Below are 22,915 nucleotides of genomic sequence, written 5' to 3' on the forward strand. Positions count from 1 at the left end.
ACACTAAACTTTATATTAAATATTGGTAATTGATGTTAAATGTAAAAAGTGATAGAATTATTATTAGTTGTAAAAATTTTGGAATTTAAGGGGGAGAAGAATGAAAAAAATTATATCTGTAATAATATCTTTACTACTTTTTATACCATCAATAAAGCCTTTGGCTGATAGTACTATTGAAACCAATAATATATATAATTATATGATAGAAAATGGTACAAGCCTTGGAGCTGATAACCTGAGTGATAATTCAGAGAATAACAACTTACCTTTAATGGCTAATGGTGTTGAAAAAACAATTAATAACATAGTCGTACTTATAAGATTTAAAGGTGAAAATGAATTTATGAATGAAGAAAAATCTACTCAGTTAAATAGTTCATATAATTTATTTAATGATTTAAATAATGACAAAGTTTCAGATTTAGGCTCTGTATCTTTAAATTCATATATTAATGATTTAACTTATGGTGAAGTAAAAGTAAATAGTAGTTTTTATCCTAAAGGAAATAATACATATTTATCTATTGAAGCTCCACAAACTAGAGACTTTTATGAGAAATATGTTGCTGGAAGTAAAGAAGAACAAGAATTTATAAAATGGGCATTTGATTCAGTTAAAGATAATATAAATTTACCACAAAATGAATTAGATAAAAATGGAGATGGGGAAATAGATGTAGTTACTTTTTTGTGTAGTGGAGTAACTACAGGAAGTAATATGCTATGGCCTCATGAAACAAAATTTTCAGGAGATACATTATTAAATGGAAAAAGATTAGCTACTTATAATTTAATTAATGTAGGTACTAATGAAAATAATATTTTTAATAAAAATTTATTAAAAATAGCAATACATGAATTTTTACATGCGTTTAACTATCCTGATTTATATAGATATTACTATAGAGGAAATCCAGTTGGTGAATGGGATGTAATGGCTAATACAGATGGGTATGGACAACTTCCTTTAGTATATACTAGAAACTTTTATAGCAATTTAAATATGAATATTCAAGAAATAAAAGGTGATGGAGTTTATAATTTAAAAAACTCGCAAAGTTCAAATAAGAGTGACGTTGTAGCTTTTAAAATTAAATCTCCTTTATCAGATAAAGAATATTTTATGGTGGAGTTTAGAAAGAATTCAGGGAATTGGGATTCTACTTTACCAGGCTCAGGGCTTATAGTTTACAGAATAAATGAAAATGTAGATCCATATTTAGGTAATAGAAATGGATATCCAGATCATATTTATGTATTTAGATCAGGAGATATCAATAATACATATGCAGCGGGAAATACTAGAACTGCATTTTTATCACAAGAATCTGGTAGGACAAGCATAGGAAATAATAATGTAAATAGTGAATTTAATTCTAATAATTTATTTTTTGATAATGGAGAAAATAGTGGAATTGTAATTTCAGAAGTTGGAAGTGCAAATGGAGATGAAATAAGCTTTAAAGTTACCTTTCCAAAGGTAAATAGTGAAGTGAAATTTACAAGTATTATAGGAACTGATAGATATGATACTGCAGCAAGATTAAGTAATTCAAATTTTAATAGCTCAGATATAGTTGTACTAGTTAATGGAATAGAGCTAGCAGATGGTTTGACAGTTACACCTTTAGCTTCATTTTTAAAGGCTCCAATATTATTAACAGAGATTAATAATATTCCAATTGAAACTATAAATGAAATAAAAAGAATTGGAGCAAAAAAAGTAATAATAGCAGGGGGAGAAGGTGTTGTATCTCCAAATGTAGTTGAGCAATTAAAGAAATTGGGAATATATAATATAGAAAGACTAGCTGGAAAAGATAGATATGAAACATCACTTGAAATTGTAAAATATATTGATGCAAATTGTTATGACGTTGAAAATATAGTTATAGCAAATGGATATGCTGAGGCTGATGCAATGTCTATTGCAGCCATTTCAGGAAGAGACAAAATGCCAATTATATTATCAGAAACAAATAGTTTAAATAATAATAGTTATAATTGGTTGAAGAGTGAGAATTTACAAAATTCATATATAATTGGAGGCACAGCAGTAGTATCAGATAATATATTAAATACTATAAACTTAATAACTGCTTTAGATATAAGAAATAATAGGTTGGGTGGACTAGATAGATATAAAACTAATGCTTTAGTTATAGACAGGTTCTATGGTAATGAAATTAATAAAGTTTATGCGTCAAAGGGAATAGAGCTTATAGATGCACTAAGTGCAGGACCAGTTATTGCAATGAATAACGGAGCAATAGTTTTATGTGATAAATATTTGGATACAAATCAAAGAGTAGTATTAGAAAAAAGAGAAACTAGAGAAGTTATACAAATAGGTGGAGGAGTTTCAGAAAATACTTTATCAGAAACTATTAAAATCCTAAATTAATGCTAAAAATTTTTATAATAAGTTGATGGAAGAAAAGGGGTATATTATGAAAAAATTTAAAATACCAAGTATATTAATAATAATATTTACAATATTTAATTTACTAAAGGTTACTCCAAAGGCAGTTGTAAATGAGGACATGCAAGCTGTATGGATAACTACAGTTTATAATAAAGATTGGCCAAGTGTTGATTCAAGAAATAATGTGTCAGCACAAAAGCAAGAATTTATAAATATATTAGAAAATGTAAAAGCAATTGGCTTAAACACAGTTATAGTACAAGTTAGACCAAAGGGAGATGCCTTATATAAATCTAATATAAATCCATGGTCAGAAGTGTTAACTGGGACTCAAGGGAAAGATCCAGGTTATGATCCACTAGCTTTTATAACAGAGGAAGCACATAAAAGAGGAATTAAAGTTCATGCGTGGCTTAATCCTTATAGAGTAACAACAAGTGGTACAGATGTTAATTCATTATCAGAAAATCACTTTGCTAGAAAAAATCCACAAACAGTTATCACAGATGGTAAAGCTTTATATTATAATCCAGGATTACCAGAAGTAAGACAACATGTTATTGATACTGTAGATGAGATAGTAAGAAACTATAATGTCGATGGAATACATTTTGATGACTATTTTTATCCAGGAAATAATGTAAATGATAGTGATGCTTATTCAAAGTATGGTAATGGAATGGACATAGGTGATTTTAGAAGAAATAGTGTTAATGAATTAGTTAAAGCTGTTTATAATAAAATAAAAAGTGTTAATAGAAATGTAGAGTTTGGAATAAGTCCGAGAGGAATTTGGAAAAATAATTCAACTGACTCCACAGGCTCTGATACAAGAGGTGGACAAAGCTATTATGATATTTATGGAGATACTAGAACTTGGATAAAGAATGAATGGTTAGATTATGTTGCACCTCAAGTTTATTGGGAAATAGGAAATAGTGCTGCTGATTATTCAAAACTTATACCATGGTGGTCAAATGAAGTTAACGGAACAAATGTAAAGTTATATATAGGGCATGGTATATATAAACCTACAGTTGCAAAAGAAATAGATAAACAAATAGGTCTAAATAGACAATATCCAAATGTAAGGGGAAGTATATTCTATACTTATACAGATATAAAAAATAATGTTGAAGGTGTAAAAGATAAAATTGCAAATTCATTAAAGGTTCCTGTAACTCAATTAATAGGATTAGATAGATATGAAACAGCAGTAAAGTTAAGTCAAAGCCAGTTTAATAAGTCAGATACAGTAGTAATAGTTAATGGAATAGAGATGGCTGATGGGTTAACAGCAACATCATTAGCAACTTGTTTAAATTCTCCGATACTATTGTCAGAAGTAAACTCTATTCCTAATTATACTAAAAATGAAATTACTAGGCTAAATGCTAAAAAAGCAATAATAGTAGGAGGAAATGCAGTAGTAAGTTCTAATGTAGAAAATGCTTTAAGAAATCTTGGTATTACTACAATAGAAAGATTAGGTGGAATAGATAGATATGCTACTTCTTTAAGAATAGCCCAATATATAGATGCTAATCTTTATGATGTTGAAAATATAGTTATAGCTAATGGTTATGCTGAAGCAGATGCAATGTCTATAGCATCTATATCAGGAAGAGATAGAATGCCAATTATACTATCAGAAGTTAATAGCTTAAATAATAATAGTTATAATTGGTTAAAAGGTGAGAGTCTAAATAATGCTTATATTATTGGTGGTACAACAGTTTTAAATAATAATCTTTTAAATATAGTTAATGGAATAACTTCAACAGATATAAGTGGAAATAGATTAGGCGGATCAGATAGATATGATACTAATGCAATGGTAATAGAAAGATTTTTTGGTGAAAAGCTTAATAAAGTTTATGCCGCAAAAGGAATTGAGTTAGTAGATGCATTAAGCTCTGGCCCAATTGCAGCCATAAATGGAGGACCTGTAGTTTTATGTGATAATGATTTAAATAATTCACAAAAAAATATTTTAGGATTTAAAAATGCAAATTCTATTGTACAAGCTGGAGGGGGAGTTTCTCCTAATGCTATAAATTCTTTAAGAATTTCATTAAAATAAATATATTAGATACTTATAATACATTTTATGAAATTGAATTATAAGTATCTATATTAATATATAGTTATAAAAATTACTAGAAGTTATAGAAAAATAAGATAATTATAGTAATGAAAATAAAAATTTAATATAAGTATAATGACAAGTTAAAAAAAAGTAAAAAAACAACAAATAATTATTTTTTATGTATTATTTTGTATATTTTCATAATAAAATGAGGTAAATTATATAATTGCATATAAATTAAAAATATTTTATAAGAAAATAACTTATGTTATAATATGGAATGTAGTAATATGTAGAAATTTTTTATATGATAATTAAAAAATGTTTAGAGGTGTAAATATGAAAGTTTTAGTAACTGGTGCAGATGGATTTATAGGAAGTCATTTAACAGAAGAACTTATAAGGGCAGGTCATGAAGTAAGAGCTTTTGTTTATTATAATTCATTTAATTCTTGGGGGTGGATTGATTCTTTACCAGAAGATTTCAAGGATAAGTTAGAAGTAGTATCAGGTGATATAAGAGATCCTTATTTTGTTAGAAAGTCTATGGAGGGAATAGATTGTGTGTATCACTTAGCGGCATTAATAGCTATACCATTTAGTTATACTGCTCCTGATGCATACGTTGACACTAATATCAAAGGAACATTAAATGTGTTAAACGCAGCTAGAGATTTAAATACTAAAAGAGTACTTGTAACATCTACTTCAGAGGTTTATGGTACAGCACAATATGTTCCAATTGATGAAAAACATCCTTTCCAAGGACAATCTCCATACTCAGCATCAAAAATTGGTGCAGATAGAATTGCAGAGTCCTTTTATAGAAGTTTTAATGTTCCTCTTACAATTGTTCGTCCTTTTAATACCTATGGACCAAGACAATCTGCAAGAGCTGTTATTCCTACTATAATCTCTCAGCTTATAGCAGGATGTACAGAAATAAAGTTGGGTTCATTAACGCCTACAAGGGATTTCGTATTTGTAAAGGATACAGTAAGAGGCTTTATGGAAATTGCTGAATGTGATGATGCGATTGGTAAAGAAGTTAATATTGCAACTATGAATGAAATATCTATAGGTGATTTAGCACAGGCTATGATAAACATCATAAATCCTGAAGCTAAAATAGTATGTGATGATGAACGATTAAGACCAGCTAAAAGTGAAGTGGAAAGGTTGTTAGGAGATAATAGGTTATTATATTCTTTAACAGGGTTTAAACCATCTACATCAATTGAGGAAGGATTAAAAATTACAGTAGATTGGATAAAAGAAAATTTAGATGTATATAAATATAATCAATATAATATATAGAAATTTCAGCATGTAATAACGAATAGTATATTGAAGAAGGAGTCTTAAGATGATAAAAGTATCCGATTACATAATAAAATATCTTGAAAATATTGGGGTGAAAGATGTATTCTTACTATCTGGTGGCGGCATGATGCATTTATTAGATTCAGTTGGAAGAAGTAAGAAGATAAACTACTATTGCAATTTAAATGAGCAAGCAACGTCTATTTGTGCAGATGCTTATGGACAATATACAAATGATTTAGCAGTTTGTATGGTAACTACAGGACCAGGTGCAACTAATGCAGTAACAGGTGTTGCTGCTTCTTATCTTGATTCTGTTCCTGTCTTAACTATTTCTGGACAAGTTAAGACTTCAGATTTAGTTGGAGATAGAGGTGTTAGACAGATTGGTCCTCAAGAAATCAATATAGTTGAAATGGTTAAGCCTATAACTAAGTATGCAGTAACAATAACTAAAAAAGAAGAAGTTAAGTATCATTTAGATAAAGCTATTTATTTAGCTAAAAGTGGAAGAAGAGGACCTGTTTGGATAGATGTTCCATTAGATATTCAAGGAGCTCAAATAAATGAAGAAGATTTTATTGAGTTTAATCCAATAAATGAAGGATTGGCTGAAGAAACTTATATAGATGAAAAAGAAATAGACGACATTGTTGAAATGATAAAGATTGCAAAAAGACCAGTATTTCTTGTAGGGCATGGAGTAGTTGCATCAAATGCAGAAAAGAAGATGAAAGAATTGGTAGAATGCTTAGGTATGCCAGCATTGGCTACATGGCGTGCAAAGATGGTTTTTGCAGATGATCATGATCTCTACTTTGGACATCCAGGTTCACCAGGACCAAGATATTCTAATTTTATTCTACAAAATTCAGATTTATTGATTGTAATAGGAACTCGTTTAAATGTAGGAGTTACAGCATTTAATGAAAGAAATTTTGCGCCTAAAGCAAAGAAAGTAATAGTGGATATAGATAAATTTGAAATTGAAAAATTAGATATGGATTTTGAACATAAAATAGTATGTGATGCTAATAAATTTATTGAAATATTATCAAATAAGACAAGAGGATTAAAACTTAATAGTATAGATAAATGGATTAAGTATTGTAAAGAAACAAGAGAGAAATATCAAATTGTAAAAGAAAATCAAGTTACTGAGTCAAAATTAACTAATATGTATCTTTTTGGGGAAAAACTATCGAATTATGCAAATGAATATGATTCTATAGTTACAGCTTCGTCAGGACGTTCATGTGGAATATTAAATTTAAGTTTTAAACGTAAAGAGGGTCAAGTGGAAATTGGTTCAATGGGATTAGGTTCAATGGGATTTGCTCTTCCGGCGACAATAGCAGCGTGTATTGCTTCAAATAAAAATCGTACTATTACATTAGAGGGAGATGGAAGTTTACAGCATAACATTCAAGAACTAGCGCTTATAGATAGGTACAAGCTGCCTATAAAACTATTTGTTTTAAATAATAATGGATATGCTTCAATCGTTACTATGCAAAAAAATCATTTTAAAGGGAATTTTGTAGCTTGTGATGAAAGTACAGGTGTTAAATTGACACCGCTAAATAAGATTGCAGAAATTTATAATTTAAAGTATTTCATAATAAATAATAATGATGAAATTGATAAAGTATTACAAGATGTTATGAAGGATAATGAACCTGTAATTTGTGAAATACTTGCTGATAATAATTTTGATGAGATACCAAAAGCAGTTTCAAAAGTAAATCTAGATGGTACCATATCTTCATCTAAGTTAGAAGAATTATTTCCGTTTCTAGATGAAGATCACACTAAGAAAATGATGAGTATTTCTAAATAAGAATAAGGTGAATAATTAAAGAGGGTGAAATAAATGACTATAGTAATTATTGGATTAGGTTCTATGGGGAAAAGAAGAGTTAGATTAATAAGGCAGCTTAATCCTGACATTGAAATTATTGGGGTAGATAATTCATTAGATAAAAGGGAAGAAGCTAGTGAAGTTTTTAATATAAAAGTTTATAGTTCTTTAGAAAAAGCTATAAGAAATGAGAGTCTAGATGTTGCCTTCGTAGCTACATCACCATTAACACATAGTAGTATTATTACTATGTGTTTACAAAATAATATGCATGTTTTTACTGAGTTAAATCTAGTTAGTGATGGTTATAGCGATATTATTAAGCTAGCTAATGATAAAAATTTAAAGTTATTTATTTCATCTACACTTTTGTATAGAAAAGACTTAGCGTATATAGCAAATAGAGTTACTGGAAATAAAGTTAATTATATGTATCATGTTGGACAATATCTACCAGATTGGCATCCTTGGGAGGATTATAAAAATTACTTTGTTGGTAATAAAAAGACAAATGGCTGTAGAGAAATTTTCGCTATAGATTTACCTTGGATAATTAGAACGTTTGGAGAAATTGAGGATATTAATGTAATGAAGGATAAAAATAGTCAATTAGATATAGATTATAATGATAATTACATTGTATCTTTTAAGCATAAAAATGGAAATAAAGGTACTATATGCGTAGATGTGATTTCAAGAAAAGCAGTAAGAGCTCTGGAGGTTTTTTCTGAAAAAGTACATATTTTCTGGAGAGGTACTCCTAACAGTCTATATGAATACGATTTTAATATAAATGAAGAAGTAGCTATAAAGACTTATGAATATGTAGATAAAGATGAAAGATATAGCGAAAATATAATAGAGAATGCTTATTTAGATGAAATAATTACTTTCTTCAAATTTATAAATGATAAAGAGCAACCTATATATACTATTTATGATGATCTAAAAACATTAGATCTTATTGATAGAATAGAGGAGGAATAAGATGAAAGTTTGTTTTGTAGGTCTAGGTTCTATAGGAAAAAGGCATCTGAAAAATTTATATTTAGTTTGTAAAAGAAGAGGAGTTTTCCTAGAAGTTCATGCTTTAAGAAATAATAAAAATATTTTAGATGATGATATTGATAAAATTGTTAATAAACAATTTTATAATAAAAATGAAATGGATAGTCATTATGATATGATTTTTTTAACAAATCCTACAAATCTACATTATAAATCTTTGTTAGAGTTAAGAGACTATTCAAAAGCATTTTTTATAGAAAAACCGGTTTTTGAAAATGTTTATGAAGATTTACGTGAATTAAATTTACATGCTGATGGTAAATATTATGTAGCATGCCCCTTAAGGCATACAAATGTTATAAAATACTTAAATGATTTTACTAAAGAAAATGATATTTATTCTGCAAGAGTGATTAGTTCTTCATACTTACCTAATTGGAGGCCAGGAATTGATTATAGGACAATATATAGCTCATATAAAGAGCAAGGTGGAGGAGTATGTATTGACTTAATTCATGAGTGGGATTATATATCATATTTATTTGGTTTTCCAGAAAAATCTAAATTTTTTAGTGATAAAGTATCACACTTAGAAATAACAAGTGAGGATTTAGCTATTTATATCGCAAAGTATAAAGACAAATTAGTTGAACTTCATTTAGATTACTTTGGAAGGGTGCCAAGACGTTCAATTGAGTTATTTACTAAAGATGCTACTATTATGGTAGATATACTTAATTCTAAAATAAGTTTTTCTGATGAAAGAGAAGATATAAAATTTATTGAAGATAGTAATGATAAATATATAAAGGAAATTGAATATTTTTTAGATTTATGTCAAGGAAAAGAAGAAAATATAAATGACATAGTTAATGCTATTAAGGTTCTTAAAATTGCCCAAACTGAAAATATCTAAATTAAGAATTTTATATATTAAACTTTTAAGTATTGGAGGTTGTCATGAAAAACATACTTATTACTGGGGCAGGTCCAAATGGATTTGTTGGAAGGAATTTAAAGGAAATGTTGGCCATTAAATATAATATTTACTCTCCATCTAGTAAGGAGTTGGATTTATGTGATTATAACGCATTGGAAAAGTATATAAGTGAAAATAGTATATCTAACGTTATTCACTCAGCAGTTCATAATCCTCGTACTAAAGGAATAGATGGCGAAATTGAAAATAATTTAAGAATGTATTTTAATCTAGCTAAATTATCAACAAAGCTAGAAAAATTAATATATTTTGGATCTGGAGCAGAGTTTGATAAGAGATTTTCAATAAATATGGTAAAGGAAGATGATATCGGAATATCTATACCAATAGATCCATATGGATTTACAAAATATATTATGAATGATAATGCTATTAAATCAGATAATATATATAATATGAGATTATTTGGTATATATGGTAAATATGAGTATTGGCAGTCTAAGTTTATTTCAAATCTTTGTTGTAAAGCAGTATATGATTTACCTTTAACTGTGCGCAAAAATTGTTGGTTTGACTTTTTGTATATAGATGATTTACCGATAATTATTGAGTGGTTTATTGAAAATACTCCAAAATATAAAGATTATAATGTATGTTATGGAAAGGCTTTAGATCTAGTATCCATCGCTAAAATAGTAAATGAAGTTAGTGGGAAGAATTTAGAAGTTAAACTACTTAATACCGAAGGGTTTAACTTATCATATACAGCTAATAATGATAGATTATTAAAGGAAATCCCAAATCTTAGATTAACAGATTACAAGAGTGCAATTACTAAGTTATACAAGTATTATTATGAAAATAAGGATATTATTGATTATTCAATATTAAAGGAGACTAGATAAAAGGAGTATTTGTAAGATGGGAAAAGAAATGTTTATTCCGCTATCTGTACCTAATATTAAGGGAAATGAACTTAAATACGTAACAGAGGCAATAGAATCAGAATGGGTATCTACAGCAGGTAGTTATATAACAACGTTTGAAGAAAAATTTTCTAAATATCTAAACGTAAAGAGCGCATGTGCATGTCAATCAGGAACAGCAGGACTGCATTTGTGTCTTAGGGTATTGGATATTTCCGAGGGAGATATAGTACTAGTACCAACACTAACTTTTATAGCTACTATTAATTCATTAATGTATGAAAAAGCTACACCAATATTTATTGATTGTGATGATAATATGTGTATTAATATAGATCAAATTAGAGATTATATAGAAAATCAATGTGATTTTAATGAAAATAGCTTAATAGATAAAGCAACGGGAGCAAGAGTTAAAGCAGTAATGCCAGTACATGTCTTTGGAGATATTGCTAATATGGAAGCACTTGTGGATATATGTGAAAAGTATAAATTATATATTATCGAAGATGCAACAGAAGCGTTAGGAACAAAGTATGCTAATGGAAAGTATGAAGGAAGGTATGCAGGAACAATAGGTCACTTAGGGGTTTTTTCTTTCAATGGAAATAAGATTATTACAACTGGCGGTGGTGGAATGGTAGTTTCTCAAGATAGTAAGTTAATTGAGAAAATTAAATATCTGTCTACTCAAGCTAAGGACGATCAAGTGTATTTTGTACATAACGAAGTTGGATATAATTATAGAATGACTAATATCCAAGCTGCCATAGGTATAGGACAGCTGGAAAAATTAAATGACTTTATAAGGAATAAAGAAGAAAACTATAGATATTATAAAGAAAGATTAGTAGATTCATCACTTGGAAAAATGGTTAACTTTAATGAAAATATACACCCTAATTATTGGTTCTATTCATTTAAGTTAAATAAGCCAGATTATAAGTTGAGAGATGAATTAATAAATTATTTACAAAGTAAAAATATCCAAACAAGACCTATATGGAAGTTAAATCATACACAAAAGCCTTTTGAAAAATATAATTGTATCGGTTATGAAACAGCTTCAGAATTTTATGATAGTATCATAAATTTACCTTGTAGTAGCAATTTAACTAAAGAAGAAGTTGATAGAGTATGTAATGAGATTCTAAAGTTTGAACTTGAGAAAATAGGTGATAGTTATGGATATTAAGAAATACTTTGTTGATTTGGAAACACCAGTAAAAGATGCAATAAAGGCAATAGATTCACTTGGTAAAAAAACTGTATTTATTGTTGATAAAGATGAAAAACTTAAGGGCATTTTTACTGATGGGGATATGAGAAGGTTTATTTTATCAAATGGAAATTTAAACTCTCCAGTTAAAGAAGCTATGAATCCAAATCCAAAAGTTTTTCATGAACATGATGATATAAAGACAGAAAAATTAAAGAATAACAAGATGATGGTATTTCCTATAGTAAATGATTTAGGTCAAGTTATAAGAGCTACATTTTGGGATAATGATGAGTTAATTTCATCTTCTGATACTATAAAAGATAAAGTCCCAGTAGTAATTATGGCGGGAGGAAAAGGTACGAGGTTGTATCCTTACACTAAAATATTACCAAAGCCGTTAATTCCAATAGGGGATATACCAATAATTCAACATATAATTAATAGATTTAATAAGTATAATTGTAATCAATTTCGCCTAATAGTTAATCATAAAAGCAATATGATAAAATCATATTTTGGAGAAATTGAAAAAAACTATGAACTAATATATGAAGATGAGAAAGAATTTCTAGGAACGGGTGGAGGATTATCATTATTAAAGGGAAAAATAAATTCAACATTTTTTCTATCAAACTGTGATATCTTAATAGATGCAAATTATGGAAATATATATAAATACCACAAACAGAAAAAAAATAAAATTACTGTAGTTTGTGCACTTAAGAATATAACAATTCCATATGGAGTGATGAATTTAGATGACAATGGCAATATTAAATCTATGAAAGAGAAGCCAGAGATATCTTTTTTAACTAACACTGGTTTATACTTAATAGAACCTGAGGTTATAGATGATTTAGAGCCTAATACATTCATTCATATGCCAGAGATAGTTCAAAAATACATGGATAAAAATGAGAATGTGGGTGTCTATCCTCTTTCTGAAAATCAATGGCTTGATATGGGGCAAATTGAGGAAATGGAGAATATGATAAAGGTATTAGAAGAACAATGATGAAAAAAATTATTTTGATAGGCGGCGGAGGACACTGTAAAAGTGTAATAGATAGCATAAAGAAATCTAATGAATATGAAATAGTAGGTATAATAGATACTTGTGAAAAGATAGGAATGAAAATTTCATCTATACCAATAATAGGTGATGACAATGATTTAATAAATATCTATAAATCAGGTGTAAAGCATGCTTTTATTACAATAGGTAGTATTGGAAACTGTAGTCTAAGAAAAAAAATATATGATAATATAATTAGTATAGGGTATTCTGTTCCATCTATTATAGATAATTATTCTATTTTAGCAGATAATGTAGTTATTGATTCAGGATGTTATATCGGCAAAGGTGCAATAATTAATTCAGATTGTAAAGTTGGGAAAATGTCTATAATTAATACTGCTGCAGTAGTAGAACACGAATGCAAAATTGGAGAATATGTTCATATAGGACCTGGATCTGTCTTATCAGGAAATATAACTATTGGGAATTACACACATATTGGAATAGGTTCCTCTATAATTCAAGGAATTTCAATTGGAGAAGAGTGCTTAATAGGGGCTGGTAGTGTAGTGGTATCAAATGTAATATCAAATAAAAAAGCGTATGGAGTACCTTGTAAGGAGGTTGGAAAGTGGAAAAGCATATTTTTATAATAGCTGAAGCTGGTGTTAATCATAATGGAAGTATAGAAAATGCAATGAGGCTTATAGATAAAGCGAAAGATGCAGGCGTTGATGCAGTAAAATTTCAAACATTTAAGGCTAGTAATATAGTTTCTAAAAAAGCTAAAAAAGCTGATTATCAAATAAAAAACACTAAAAGTGATAATAGTCAATATGAAATGTTGAAGAAATTGGAATTAAATCATGAGGATCACATTTTTTTGTCTAAATATTGTAGAGAGAAAAATATATTATTTTTATCAACAGCTTTCGATTTAGATAGTATAGATATTTTAGAAGAGTTAGATGTTCCATTACATAAAATACCTTCAGGAGAGATAACTAATCTTCCGTATTTGGAAAAGATTGCAAAAACGGGCAAGCCTCTAATAATGTCAACTGGAATGAGTGAAATAAAGGAAATTGAAGATGCGATTAGAATTTTAAAAAAGAATGGAGCGAAAGAAATAACGGTACTTCATTGTAATACAGAGTATCCAACACCATTTGGAGATGTGAATTTGAAAGCAATGAAATACATTAAGGAAAAATTAGATGTAGATATTGGATACTCAGATCATACTATTGGTATTGAGGTTCCAATTGCAGCAGCAGCTCTTGGAGCATCTGTTATAGAAAAACACTTTACATTAGATAAAGAGATGGAAGGACCAGATCATAAGGCTAGTCTTAATCCCGAAGAATTACAGATGATGGTAAAATCGATTAGAAATATTGAAGAAGCATTGGGATGTAGAGTAAAAAAAGTTACTGAATCTGAGAAGAAAAATATAAAAATAGCAAGAAAAAGCATAGTTGCAAAGAAATGCATAAAAAAAGGTGAGTTATTAACGGAAAATAATATTACTGTAAAAAGACCTGGAAATGGTATAAGTCCAATGAAGTGGTATGATATTCTAGGAACTATAGCCATTAAAGATTTTAATGAGGATGAGTTGATTGAGATATGAAAAAGAAAATAGCTGTAATAACAGGAACAAGAGCAGAGTATGGGTTACTTTTTCCATTAATAAAAAAAATTTCTGTAGACGATAATTTGGAATTAAAACTGATTGTGACAGGAGCACACTTATCACCTGAGTTTGGATTAACATATAAATTAATTGAATCTGATGGATTTAAAATTGATAAAAAAATTGAAATTCTATTAAGTTCTGACTCTGATAGTTCAATAAATAAATCAATGGGACTTGCCATGATTAGTTTTGGAGAATATTTTGAAGAAAATCATTTAGATATGATAGTTGTATTAGGAGATAGATATGAAATTTTTGCAGCTGCCTCGGCAGCAGCAATAAGTAAGATACCTATAGCTCATATTCATGGAGGAGAGACTACTGAAGGAGCAACTGATGAATTCTTAAGACATTCAATTACAAAAATGAGTTATCTACACTTTACAAGTGCTGAAGAATATAGGCGTAGAGTAATTCAAATGGGAGAATCTCCTGATAGAGTATTTAATGTTGGGGCATTAGGTGTAGAGAATATAAAAAAGATGAAGCTTATGAGCAAAAAAGAGTTAGAAAATAGTATAGAATTTTCTTTAGATAAAAAATTTGGGCTTGTTACATTTCATCCGGTAACGATGGAATCTGGGAAATCTGAGGAGCAGTTTAAGGAGTTACTAAAGGCAATTGATAGTTTTGAAGATATGAGTTTTATTATCACAAAAGCAAATGCTGATTCAGATGGACGAATTATAAATAAGATGATAGATGAATATGTAGCAATTAATAAAAATAGAGTTATTGCTTTCAATAGTATGGGGCAGTTAAGATATCTATCTGCAATGAAATATTGTTCTATTGTTATTGGAAACTCGTCAAGTGGAATAATTGAATCTCCATCTTTTGAAATACCAACTGTAAACATAGGAGATAGACAAAAGGGAAGAATTCAAGCGAAATCAATAATTAACTGTGAAGCTAATTATAGTAACATTAAGAGTACTATTGAAGTGGCTCTAAGTAAAGAATTTAATGATAAAATAAGTGTATTTAATAGTCCTTATGGAGATGGAACAACATCAGTAAAAATTTTAGAAACTATTAAAGAGTATTTGCTAAAAAATAAAATCAATTTAAAGAAAACATTTTATAATTTATAAGATAGGGAACATGATATGAAAAATATATTATCAAATATAATTAATAGCAAAAAAATATACATCATTTTTGCTCTATTTATATGTTTAATCTTTTCCTTGAGAATAATTAATTTAGATAGTGATTTACCTCCTTGGGGAATAGTAAATTACCAACCTATTGATGAGGGAAGTTATTCAATACTTGCTTTAAATAAGATTAACCACGGAGAAATGAATCCATCTATAAGTGATTTTAATATAGAAGTATATACTCCTCCACATGTGAGGGTTAATGTTATAGGAAATGGTATATCATATTTGTCTATGAGGCTTTTAGGAGATAATTATTATGGATATAGAATGGTATCTATAATATGTTCATTAGCAATTTTTATACTTATATACTTAACTCTTAAAGAATTAACTAAATATTATGCGGAGCATTCTATTAAGAGAAAATGGTTTATACTTATGATAATGCTATTTTTAGCTACAGATTTTACCTTTTTAGTAGCAAGTAGGGTAGTAGAACCTAGTATAGTAAGAGCATTTATGAATATTCTCGCTGTTTATTTTTATATAAAGTTGAGAGATAAAGATAAGTTAAGATATTTTTCTTTAGGAATAATTTCAACCTTATCAATTTTATTTGTATATATAACAAATGTATTTATTTATATACCTTGCGGGTTAGTATTATTATTATATTTATTAGAGAAGAAATATAAAACATTCTTTATGAATTCTGCTTTTTTTCTTCTAGGGGTAGGAGTAGCCATATTAATAGTAGAACCATATTATAGAATTGTTTGGGATACATCAGGTATAGCTAATATGTTTTCCGCTATAAAGGACTTCAGTTCCGTTAGTGGTTATGAGACAAGTAATGCTATCAAAGGATATTTTAAGAATATAGTGATGTTTTTAAGTTCAAATATATTTCTTTATAATCCTTTATTATTAGCAGCTAGTCTCATTTCATTAGTAGTAAATTTATATAATGCAATAAAACAAAAAAATGAAATTTTACTTTTTTCAGTAACAGCTATAATAGGATTACTATTACAAACTTTATATTCTCAGGATTATATAATAAGAAAGATAATAGTTATTTATCCAGTTCTTATAGTAAATATTTTCTTGATGAGTTTTTATATTAAAGACATTATTGAAAAGATAATAGGTATAAAAGAAAAAAATAAAAGGATAAAACTTAAGATTTCAAGTTTAGTATTATTATTAATTGTGACTTCCATTACAATTTGTGCTATTTCATTTAGAATGTTTATTTTTAGTGATGGAACTATTAATGATTTTGAAAGAATAGATAAACTATTAATTATAGTATTAGGAATATCTTCAGTACTAATTATAATAATATGTCAAGTGATAAATTTATTTAAGAAAGCATTTAATGAAAATTTAAATTTAACTTTCTTATTTATAAGCATAATAATTTCTCTTTCTTTAAGCTTATACATGTCAATCAAGTATGTTTATATAAATCCTACATTCACGGAAAAACAAGTTATGGTTGAATTGGGAAAGGTGGCTAAAGATAATTATGTTTTAGGAGAGTATGAGAATGGATTTGCACTATATAATGATATAAAGCCAGTTTTGAATACTTATAGTAAAATAGGTGAGTTTATTGAAGAAGATGGAGTAGAATACTATTTTGATTATTATTTTAACCCATCAATTGAGGGAGAAAAAAACTTTATAGACAATGTGGTTTTTCAAAACAGTGAGTACACGGTATATCCTATAAAGGTTTTTGAAAGAAATTTCACAACTTTTGGAGTTTCAAGAAGTATGGCACTTTATAAAAAAGTAAAGAAATGAATGTATTAGTAAAAAATGAATAGTAGTACTTTAAAATTAAAGGAGATGAATTCTGAGTGAAAAAGATTAGTATTGTAACACCTTGCTATAATGAAGAAGGAAATGTATACAATATGTTTCAAAGTATAAAAAGGGTATTCGAAAGTATTGAAAATTATGAATATGAGCACATATTTATAGATAATTGTTCTACAGATAGAACAGGAGAAATATTATGTGAAATTGCAGAAGAGGATGCTAGAGTAAAGGTTATTTTAAATGCAAGAAACTTTGGACCAGGTCGTTCAGGTGGATATGCCTTATTACAGGCAAAAGGTGATGCTGTAATAGGACTAGCTTGCGACTTTCAAGAGCCACCAGAATTAATACCAGATTTTATTAAGAAGTGGGAAGAAGGGTATAAAGTAGTATTTGGCCAAAAGAGTGAAAGTGAAGAAAGTAAAATCATGTTTTCAATTAGAACTCTTTATTATAAGATTATAAAAAAAGCTTCATCTTCAGATCAACTTGAAAATGTTACTGGATTTGGATTGTATGATAAAGAGGTAATTAAGATGATGAGGTGGATAGATGATCCAAATCCATATTTTAGAGGAACAATTGCAGAGTTAGGTTACGAAGTAGGACTAGTGCAGTATGTGCAACCAAAAAGAAGAGCTGGAAAATCAAGTTATAATTTATTTAGATATATAGACACAGCTATAAATGGAATGATAAACTCATCACAGGTACCTTTAAGAATTGCTAGTTATGTAGGCTTTATTATGTCAGCTATTTCATTTATTATAGGAATTATATACTTCATGCTGAAGATAATATATTGGAATAGTTTTAATATAGGGATAGCTCCTTTGGTTATAGGTTTATTTTTTCTTGGTTCTATACAACTTGCATTTATTGGAGTGCTTGGTGAATATATTGGTGCAATTTTAACAAGAGTAACTAGAAGACCATTAGTAGTAGAGAAGAAGAGAATAAACTTCGAAAATAATATTGAAAGTGAAGTGAACATTAAGGTTGCAGAAAGAGTATAAAACTAGCAATAAAGAAGAGATAACATTCTCAGATAAATTAGTTGAATGGATACCATTTTTAAATAAGATTTTTAAAGTTTTCCCATGGTTAATGCAATTTATTAATTTTGGCATAGTAGGTGTAAGTAATACTATAGTTGCATATGGAATATATGCAATATTAGTTTATTTTAATTTACATCCACAAATTGCTAATATAATTTCATTTTTAGCTAGTATGTTAAATGCTTATATATGGAATAAGGTATGGGTGTTTAAAGATAGCTCTAATAAAAAGAAAACTACAGCGGTTAAATTTACAGTAGTGTACGGTGGAAATTTACTACTAGGAATAATTTTACTTTATTTATATTTAGATGTATGGCATCTAAATAAGTATATTGCTCCGTTTTTATCATTACCTATAACTATTCCAGCTAATTATATATTAAATAAGTTTTGGGTATTTAAGGGGGAAAATTAATGCATTTATCATTAAGAGAGAATGAGCTGAAAGACTATGTTGGAAGACAATTACAATTTAATTTTCCTGATAAATATTCTTTTAAGGGAAATGATGTTGATATAGCCTTTAAATATGCATTAGAGAGAACTGAATGGTGTTTTAAACATATAACACTTAATGGATATACCAATGGAAAAGACGCAAATTTCTCTCATCTACATTCAGATCAATATAGTCAATTTTTATATTATTTATCAAATAGTTTATGGAAGCAATCAGAAAATAAACCAATATGCGATAAATTAATATTTTTAAATAAAGCTTTAAATGGAATATTCTATTCTTATAAGGCCGAGCTTCCAAATATATTTTTGCTAGGGCATCCTGTAGGAACAATTATAGGCAACGCTAATTATTCAGACTTCTTAGTTATATTACAAAATGTAACTATAAATACAGATTGTGATAGTAATAATAATAGGGCACCCAAAATTGGGAAAGGTGTATTTTTAGGAGCAGGAGCAAAGATTATAGGAAATAAACCTATTGGAGATAGAGTGTCAATAGGTGTAAATACAATGGTGTACAACAAAGAGATTGAAAATGATTCCATTGTGTATACAAACTCTATGGGGAATGTTGAAGTAATTAAAAGAAAGAAAATGTGTAAAGCACAAAGTTATTTTAATGTACCTATAGAATGATTTGTTTAAGAGTAAATATGGTTTAAAGGTATAATATAATATTTAAAGTAGGGGGAATAAAAGTGAAAGTTGTAATTTTAGCGGGAGGATTTGGAACAAGAATAAGTGAAGAATCTCATTTAAAACCTAAACCAATGATAGAAATAGGTGATAAACCTATTCTATGGCATATAATGAAATATTATTCAAGCTTTGGATATAATGATTTTGTTATTTGTTTAGGATATAAAAGTTATGTAATAAAAGAGTTTTTTGCTGATTATTTTTTACATACGTCAGATATAACATTTGATTTAAAAAATAATCAAATGACTGTTCATAATAATTATTCAGAGCCTTGGAAAGTAACTTTAGTTGATACAGGTCTTAATACTATGACTGGTGGAAGAGTTAAAAGAGTTAAAGAATATATAGGAAATGAACCGTTTATGTTAACTTATGGAGATGGAGTAAGTGATGTAAATATAAATGATTTAGTTAAGTTTCATAATGAACATGGAAAAGTTGTTACAATGACAGCTATCCAACCAGGAGGAAGATTTGGAGCTTTAGGAATAAATAAGGATTGTTCAATACATTCTTTCAGAGAAAAGACTAAAGATGACGGAGGTTGGATAAATGGTGGGTTTATGGTTTTAGAACCAGAAATATTTAATCATATTGATGGTGATAGCACAGTTTTTGAAAAAGAACCTCTTGAAAAAATGGCTAATAATAATCAGTTAGTTGCATATAAACATGATGGATTTTGGAAGTGTATGGATACATTGAGAGATAAATTAGAGCTTGATGAGCTAATTGAAAAAAATAAGGCTCCGTGGAAGGTGTGGTGATTATGAATAGAGACTTCTATAAAAATAGAAGAGTTTTAGTAACAGGTCATACTGGATTTAAAGGCACATGGCTATGTAAAACCTTATTAAAATTAGGAGCAGAGGTAATAGGATACTCATTAGAGCCACCGACAAGTCCAAACCTATTTGAGATATCAGGTATTGAAGATGAGATGAGATCATATATTGGCGATATTAGAGATTTACATAATTTATCTAATGTATTAAAAAAAGAAGAGCCAGAGGTAGTATTTCACTTAGCAGCACAACCAATAGTAAGAGATTCATATGATAATCCAGTATATACCTTTGAGACAAATGTAATGGGAACAGTTAATATTTTAGAAGCCATTAGATTAACTGAATCTGTGAAAAGTTTTGTAAATGTTACAACTGATAAGGTATATAAAAACAATGAGTGGTTTTGGGGATATAGGGAAGATGATAATCTTTGTGGATTTGATCCATATTCAAATAGTAAATCTTGTTCAGAGTTAGTTACAGAAAGTTATAAGAATTCATTTCTAAATACTAAAAACATATCAATTTCTACTGCTAGAGCTGGTAATGTAATTGGTGGAGGAGATTTTGCAAATGATAGAATTATTCCAGATTGTATAAGAGCAGCTATTAAAAATGATAAGATAGTAGTTAGAAATCCTAATTCAATAAGGCCATATCAACACGTATTAGAGCCCATATTTAGCTATTTGATGATTGCTCAAAAGCAATATGAAGATAAAGAAAAATATAGTGGAAATTATAATATAGGTCCAGATGATTCTGATTGTGTTACAACAGGATCTTTAGTTAGTATATTTTGTGAGAAGTGGGGACAAGGGCAAAGTTGGGAAAATAAGAATGTAGATGGACCGCATGAAGCAAATTTTTTAAAATTAGATTGCTCAAAAGTAAAAGGCATTTTTGGATGGACTCCGACTTGGAATATTGAAATAGCAGTAGATAAAACTATAGAATTTACAAAAGACTATATAAATAATAATGACATTAGTAGAACGATGAGTAGACAAATAGATAAATTTATGGAAGATAGGAGATAAAACATGTTTGAGAATATGAATGAAAATCAAGCAAGAGAAGAAATTTTAGGCTTAGTAGCTGAATATTGTGATAAATATCATAATAATAATAAGAAATTTAATCCCGGAGATCGTATAACTTATGCATCAAGAGTTTATGATAAAGATGAAATGGTAAATTTAGTAGATAGTTCATTAGAGTTTTGGCTTACTTCAGGAAGATATACGAACATATTTGAAAAAAAATTAGGTGAATTTTTAGGAGTAAAATATACGGCTTTAGTAAATTCTGGATCATCAGCAAACTTATTAGCATTTATGGCATTAACATCTCCATTGTTAAAAGAAAGAGCAATAAAACGTGGAGATGAAGTAATTACAGTAGCAGCTGGATTTCCAACTACTGTAGCTCCATTAATTCAATATGGTGCTATTCCGGTTTTTGTTGATGTTACAATACCACAATATAATATAGACATAAACATGCTAGAAGAAGCTTTATCAGATAAGACTAAAGCTGTAATAATAGCTCATACATTAGGAAATCCATTTAATTTAAAGGCAGTTAAGGATTTCTGTATAAAGAATAATTTGTGGTTAGTTGAAGATAATTGCGATGCACTAGGCTCAAAGTATACAATAGATGGAGTAACTAAATATACAGGGACAATTGGTGATATTGGGACATCAAGCTTTTATCCTCCACATCATATGACTATGGGTGAAGGTGGAGCAGTTTATACAAATAATCCAATATTAAATAAAATTATAAAATCATTAAGGGATTGGGGGCGTGATTGTGTATGCCCATCTGGAATGGATAATCTATGTAAGAATAGATTTAGTAAACAATATGGAGAACTTCCTGTAGGATATGATCATAAATATGTTTACTCACATTTTGGTTATAACTTAAAAGTTACTGATATGCAGGCTGCTATAGGAGTTGCTCAACTTGAAAAGTTTCCAACATTTATTGAGAGAAGAATTAATAACTTTAATAGACTAAAAGCTGGATTAAGTGGATTAGAGAATAAGATTATACTTCCTGAATCAGAAAGAAATTCTATACCGAGTTGGTTTGGATTCTTAATAACTGTTAAAGACGGAGTTGATAGAAATTCCTTAATAGAACACATAGAGGGAAATGGAATTCAAACTAGAATGTTATTTGCAGGAAATTTAACTAAACATCCATGTTTTAATGAAATGAGAAGAAAAGGTGAAGGATATAGAATAGTTGGAAGTCTGATTAATACAGATAGAATAATGAATGATACCTTCTGGATAGGGGTTTATCCAGGGATGACTGATGAAATGATAGACTTCATGATAAAGACTATAAGAGATTATTTAAATTAATAGGTGAAACAGGTTATAAGTGGAATATATGTTATTCCACTTATAACTTATATAAGAATAATTTA

General features: G+C 28.4%; 19 protein-coding genes. All 19 read left to right on the forward strand.

The genetic code is table 11. The features are described 5' to 3' along the window. Positions 1 to 100: 100 nt before the first annotated feature. Positions 101 to 2,407 carry a cell wall-binding repeat-containing protein gene (locus ACYUEX_RS01045; RefSeq protein WP_460286171.1) on the forward strand — a complete coding sequence of 769 codons (2,307 nt, stop codon included), beginning with the start codon at positions 101 to 103 and terminating at the stop codon, positions 2,405 to 2,407. A gap of 46 nt (positions 2,408 to 2,453) precedes the next feature. Continuing rightward, positions 2,454 to 4,511 (forward strand): family 10 glycosylhydrolase, encoded by a 2,058-nt coding sequence (locus tag ACYUEX_RS01050; RefSeq protein WP_460286172.1) that lies wholly within the window; start codon positions 2,454 to 2,456, stop codon positions 4,509 to 4,511. A gap of 345 nt (positions 4,512 to 4,856) precedes the next feature. Beyond that, a complete protein-coding gene (locus tag ACYUEX_RS01055) occupies positions 4,857 to 5,834 on the forward strand; it encodes an NAD-dependent 4,6-dehydratase LegB (RefSeq protein ID WP_460286173.1) in 978 nt (325 codons plus the stop codon). Positions 5,835 to 5,883: 49 nt separating this feature from the next. After that, positions 5,884 to 7,680: a thiamine pyrophosphate-binding protein gene (locus tag ACYUEX_RS01060; protein WP_460286174.1), complete on the forward strand. Its 1,797-nt coding sequence runs from the start codon at positions 5,884 to 5,886 to the stop codon at positions 7,678 to 7,680. A gap of 33 nt (positions 7,681 to 7,713) precedes the next feature. Further along, a complete protein-coding gene (locus ACYUEX_RS01065; protein WP_460286175.1) occupies positions 7,714 to 8,688 on the forward strand; it encodes a Gfo/Idh/MocA family protein in 975 nt (324 codons plus the stop codon). 1 nt (position 8,689) lies between these two features. Continuing rightward, entirely contained in the window at positions 8,690 to 9,625 is a 936-nt protein-coding gene (locus ACYUEX_RS01070) for a Gfo/Idh/MocA family oxidoreductase (RefSeq protein WP_460286176.1), read from the forward strand. Positions 9,626 to 9,669: 44 nt separating this feature from the next. Next, positions 9,670 to 10,554: an NAD-dependent epimerase/dehydratase family protein gene (locus ACYUEX_RS01075; protein ID WP_460286177.1), complete on the forward strand. Its 885-nt coding sequence runs from the start codon at positions 9,670 to 9,672 to the stop codon at positions 10,552 to 10,554. Between the two features lie 16 nt (positions 10,555 to 10,570). Next, on the forward strand, positions 10,571 to 11,770 hold the full coding sequence (locus ACYUEX_RS01080) for a LegC family aminotransferase (protein WP_460286178.1): 1,200 nt from the start codon (positions 10,571 to 10,573) through the stop codon (positions 11,768 to 11,770). Continuing rightward, on the forward strand, positions 11,760 to 12,812 hold the full coding sequence (locus ACYUEX_RS01085; protein WP_460286179.1) for a sugar phosphate nucleotidyltransferase: 1,053 nt from the start codon (positions 11,760 to 11,762) through the stop codon (positions 12,810 to 12,812). Before ACYUEX_RS01080 ends, ACYUEX_RS01085 begins: the two co-directional genes overlap by 11 nt. Further along, complete coding sequence (locus ACYUEX_RS01090) at positions 12,809 to 13,468, forward strand: acetyltransferase (RefSeq protein WP_460286180.1); 660 nt, start codon at positions 12,809 to 12,811, stop codon at positions 13,466 to 13,468. The genes ACYUEX_RS01085 and ACYUEX_RS01090 overlap by 4 nt, the downstream gene beginning before the upstream one ends. After that, positions 13,447 to 14,448: an N-acetylneuraminate synthase gene (gene neuB / locus ACYUEX_RS01095; protein ID WP_460286181.1), complete on the forward strand. Its 1,002-nt coding sequence runs from the start codon at positions 13,447 to 13,449 to the stop codon at positions 14,446 to 14,448. Before ACYUEX_RS01090 ends, neuB begins: the two co-directional genes overlap by 22 nt. Continuing rightward, on the forward strand, positions 14,445 to 15,608 hold the full coding sequence (neuC, locus tag ACYUEX_RS01100) for a UDP-N-acetylglucosamine 2-epimerase (RefSeq protein ID WP_460286182.1): 1,164 nt from the start codon (positions 14,445 to 14,447) through the stop codon (positions 15,606 to 15,608). The genes neuB and neuC overlap by 4 nt, the downstream gene beginning before the upstream one ends. 15 nt (positions 15,609 to 15,623) lie before the next feature. Further along, on the forward strand, positions 15,624 to 17,432 hold the full coding sequence (locus tag ACYUEX_RS01105; RefSeq protein WP_460286183.1) for an ArnT family glycosyltransferase: 1,809 nt from the start codon (positions 15,624 to 15,626) through the stop codon (positions 17,430 to 17,432). A 56-nt stretch (positions 17,433 to 17,488) separates the two neighbouring features. Continuing rightward, positions 17,489 to 18,466: a glycosyltransferase family 2 protein gene (locus tag ACYUEX_RS01110; protein ID WP_460286184.1), complete on the forward strand. Its 978-nt coding sequence runs from the start codon at positions 17,489 to 17,491 to the stop codon at positions 18,464 to 18,466. Next, positions 18,450 to 18,929 carry a GtrA family protein gene (locus ACYUEX_RS01115; RefSeq protein WP_460286185.1) on the forward strand — a complete coding sequence of 160 codons (480 nt, stop codon included), beginning with the start codon at positions 18,450 to 18,452 and terminating at the stop codon, positions 18,927 to 18,929. Before ACYUEX_RS01110 ends, ACYUEX_RS01115 begins: the two co-directional genes overlap by 17 nt. Then, positions 18,929 to 19,615 (forward strand): LbetaH domain-containing protein, encoded by a 687-nt coding sequence (locus tag ACYUEX_RS01120; protein WP_460286186.1) that lies wholly within the window; start codon positions 18,929 to 18,931, stop codon positions 19,613 to 19,615. The genes ACYUEX_RS01115 and ACYUEX_RS01120 overlap by 1 nt, the downstream gene beginning before the upstream one ends. A 62-nt stretch (positions 19,616 to 19,677) precedes the next feature. Next, complete coding sequence (rfbF, locus tag ACYUEX_RS01125; protein ID WP_460286187.1) at positions 19,678 to 20,448, forward strand: glucose-1-phosphate cytidylyltransferase; 771 nt, start codon at positions 19,678 to 19,680, stop codon at positions 20,446 to 20,448. A gap of 2 nt (positions 20,449 to 20,450) precedes the next feature. After that, the gene (gene rfbG, locus ACYUEX_RS01130; protein WP_460286188.1) at positions 20,451 to 21,509 is read left to right on the forward strand and encodes a CDP-glucose 4,6-dehydratase; all 1,059 of its coding nucleotides are present in this window, start codon (positions 20,451 to 20,453) and stop codon (positions 21,507 to 21,509) included. Positions 21,510 to 21,512: 3 nt separating this feature from the next. Beyond that, complete coding sequence (gene rfbH, locus ACYUEX_RS01135) at positions 21,513 to 22,850, forward strand: lipopolysaccharide biosynthesis protein RfbH (protein ID WP_460286189.1); 1,338 nt, start codon at positions 21,513 to 21,515, stop codon at positions 22,848 to 22,850. Positions 22,851 to 22,915 lie beyond the last annotated feature (65 nt).

It is taken from the genome of Clostridium sp. CTA-7 (assembly GCF_054768095.1).

What these genes read in the sequence shown, in the direction of transcription:
- ACYUEX_RS01045 (WP_460286171.1), top strand. Translation starts at nt 101, where the DNA reads ATGAAAAAAATTATATCTGTAATAATATCTTTACTACTTTTTATACCA.
- ACYUEX_RS01050 (WP_460286172.1), top strand. Translation starts at nt 2,454, where the DNA reads ATGAAAAAATTTAAAATACCAAGTATATTAATAATAATATTTACAATA.
- ACYUEX_RS01055 (WP_460286173.1), top strand. Translation starts at nt 4,857, where the DNA reads ATGAAAGTTTTAGTAACTGGTGCAGATGGATTTATAGGAAGTCATTTA.
- ACYUEX_RS01060 (WP_460286174.1), top strand. Translation starts at nt 5,884, where the DNA reads ATGATAAAAGTATCCGATTACATAATAAAATATCTTGAAAATATTGGG.
- ACYUEX_RS01065 (WP_460286175.1), top strand. Translation starts at nt 7,714, where the DNA reads ATGACTATAGTAATTATTGGATTAGGTTCTATGGGGAAAAGAAGAGTT.
- ACYUEX_RS01070 (WP_460286176.1), top strand. Translation starts at nt 8,690, where the DNA reads ATGAAAGTTTGTTTTGTAGGTCTAGGTTCTATAGGAAAAAGGCATCTG.
- ACYUEX_RS01075 (WP_460286177.1), top strand. Translation starts at nt 9,670, where the DNA reads ATGAAAAACATACTTATTACTGGGGCAGGTCCAAATGGATTTGTTGGA.
- ACYUEX_RS01080 (WP_460286178.1), top strand. Translation starts at nt 10,571, where the DNA reads ATGGGAAAAGAAATGTTTATTCCGCTATCTGTACCTAATATTAAGGGA.
- ACYUEX_RS01085 (WP_460286179.1), top strand. Translation starts at nt 11,760, where the DNA reads ATGGATATTAAGAAATACTTTGTTGATTTGGAAACACCAGTAAAAGAT.
- ACYUEX_RS01090 (WP_460286180.1), top strand. Translation starts at nt 12,809, where the DNA reads ATGATGAAAAAAATTATTTTGATAGGCGGCGGAGGACACTGTAAAAGT.
- neuC (WP_460286182.1), top strand. Translation starts at nt 14,445, where the DNA reads ATGAAAAAGAAAATAGCTGTAATAACAGGAACAAGAGCAGAGTATGGG.
- ACYUEX_RS01105 (WP_460286183.1), top strand. Translation starts at nt 15,624, where the DNA reads ATGAAAAATATATTATCAAATATAATTAATAGCAAAAAAATATACATC.
- ACYUEX_RS01120 (WP_460286186.1), top strand. Translation starts at nt 18,929, where the DNA reads ATGCATTTATCATTAAGAGAGAATGAGCTGAAAGACTATGTTGGAAGA.
- rfbG (WP_460286188.1), top strand. Translation starts at nt 20,451, where the DNA reads ATGAATAGAGACTTCTATAAAAATAGAAGAGTTTTAGTAACAGGTCAT.
- rfbH (WP_460286189.1), top strand. Translation starts at nt 21,513, where the DNA reads ATGTTTGAGAATATGAATGAAAATCAAGCAAGAGAAGAAATTTTAGGC.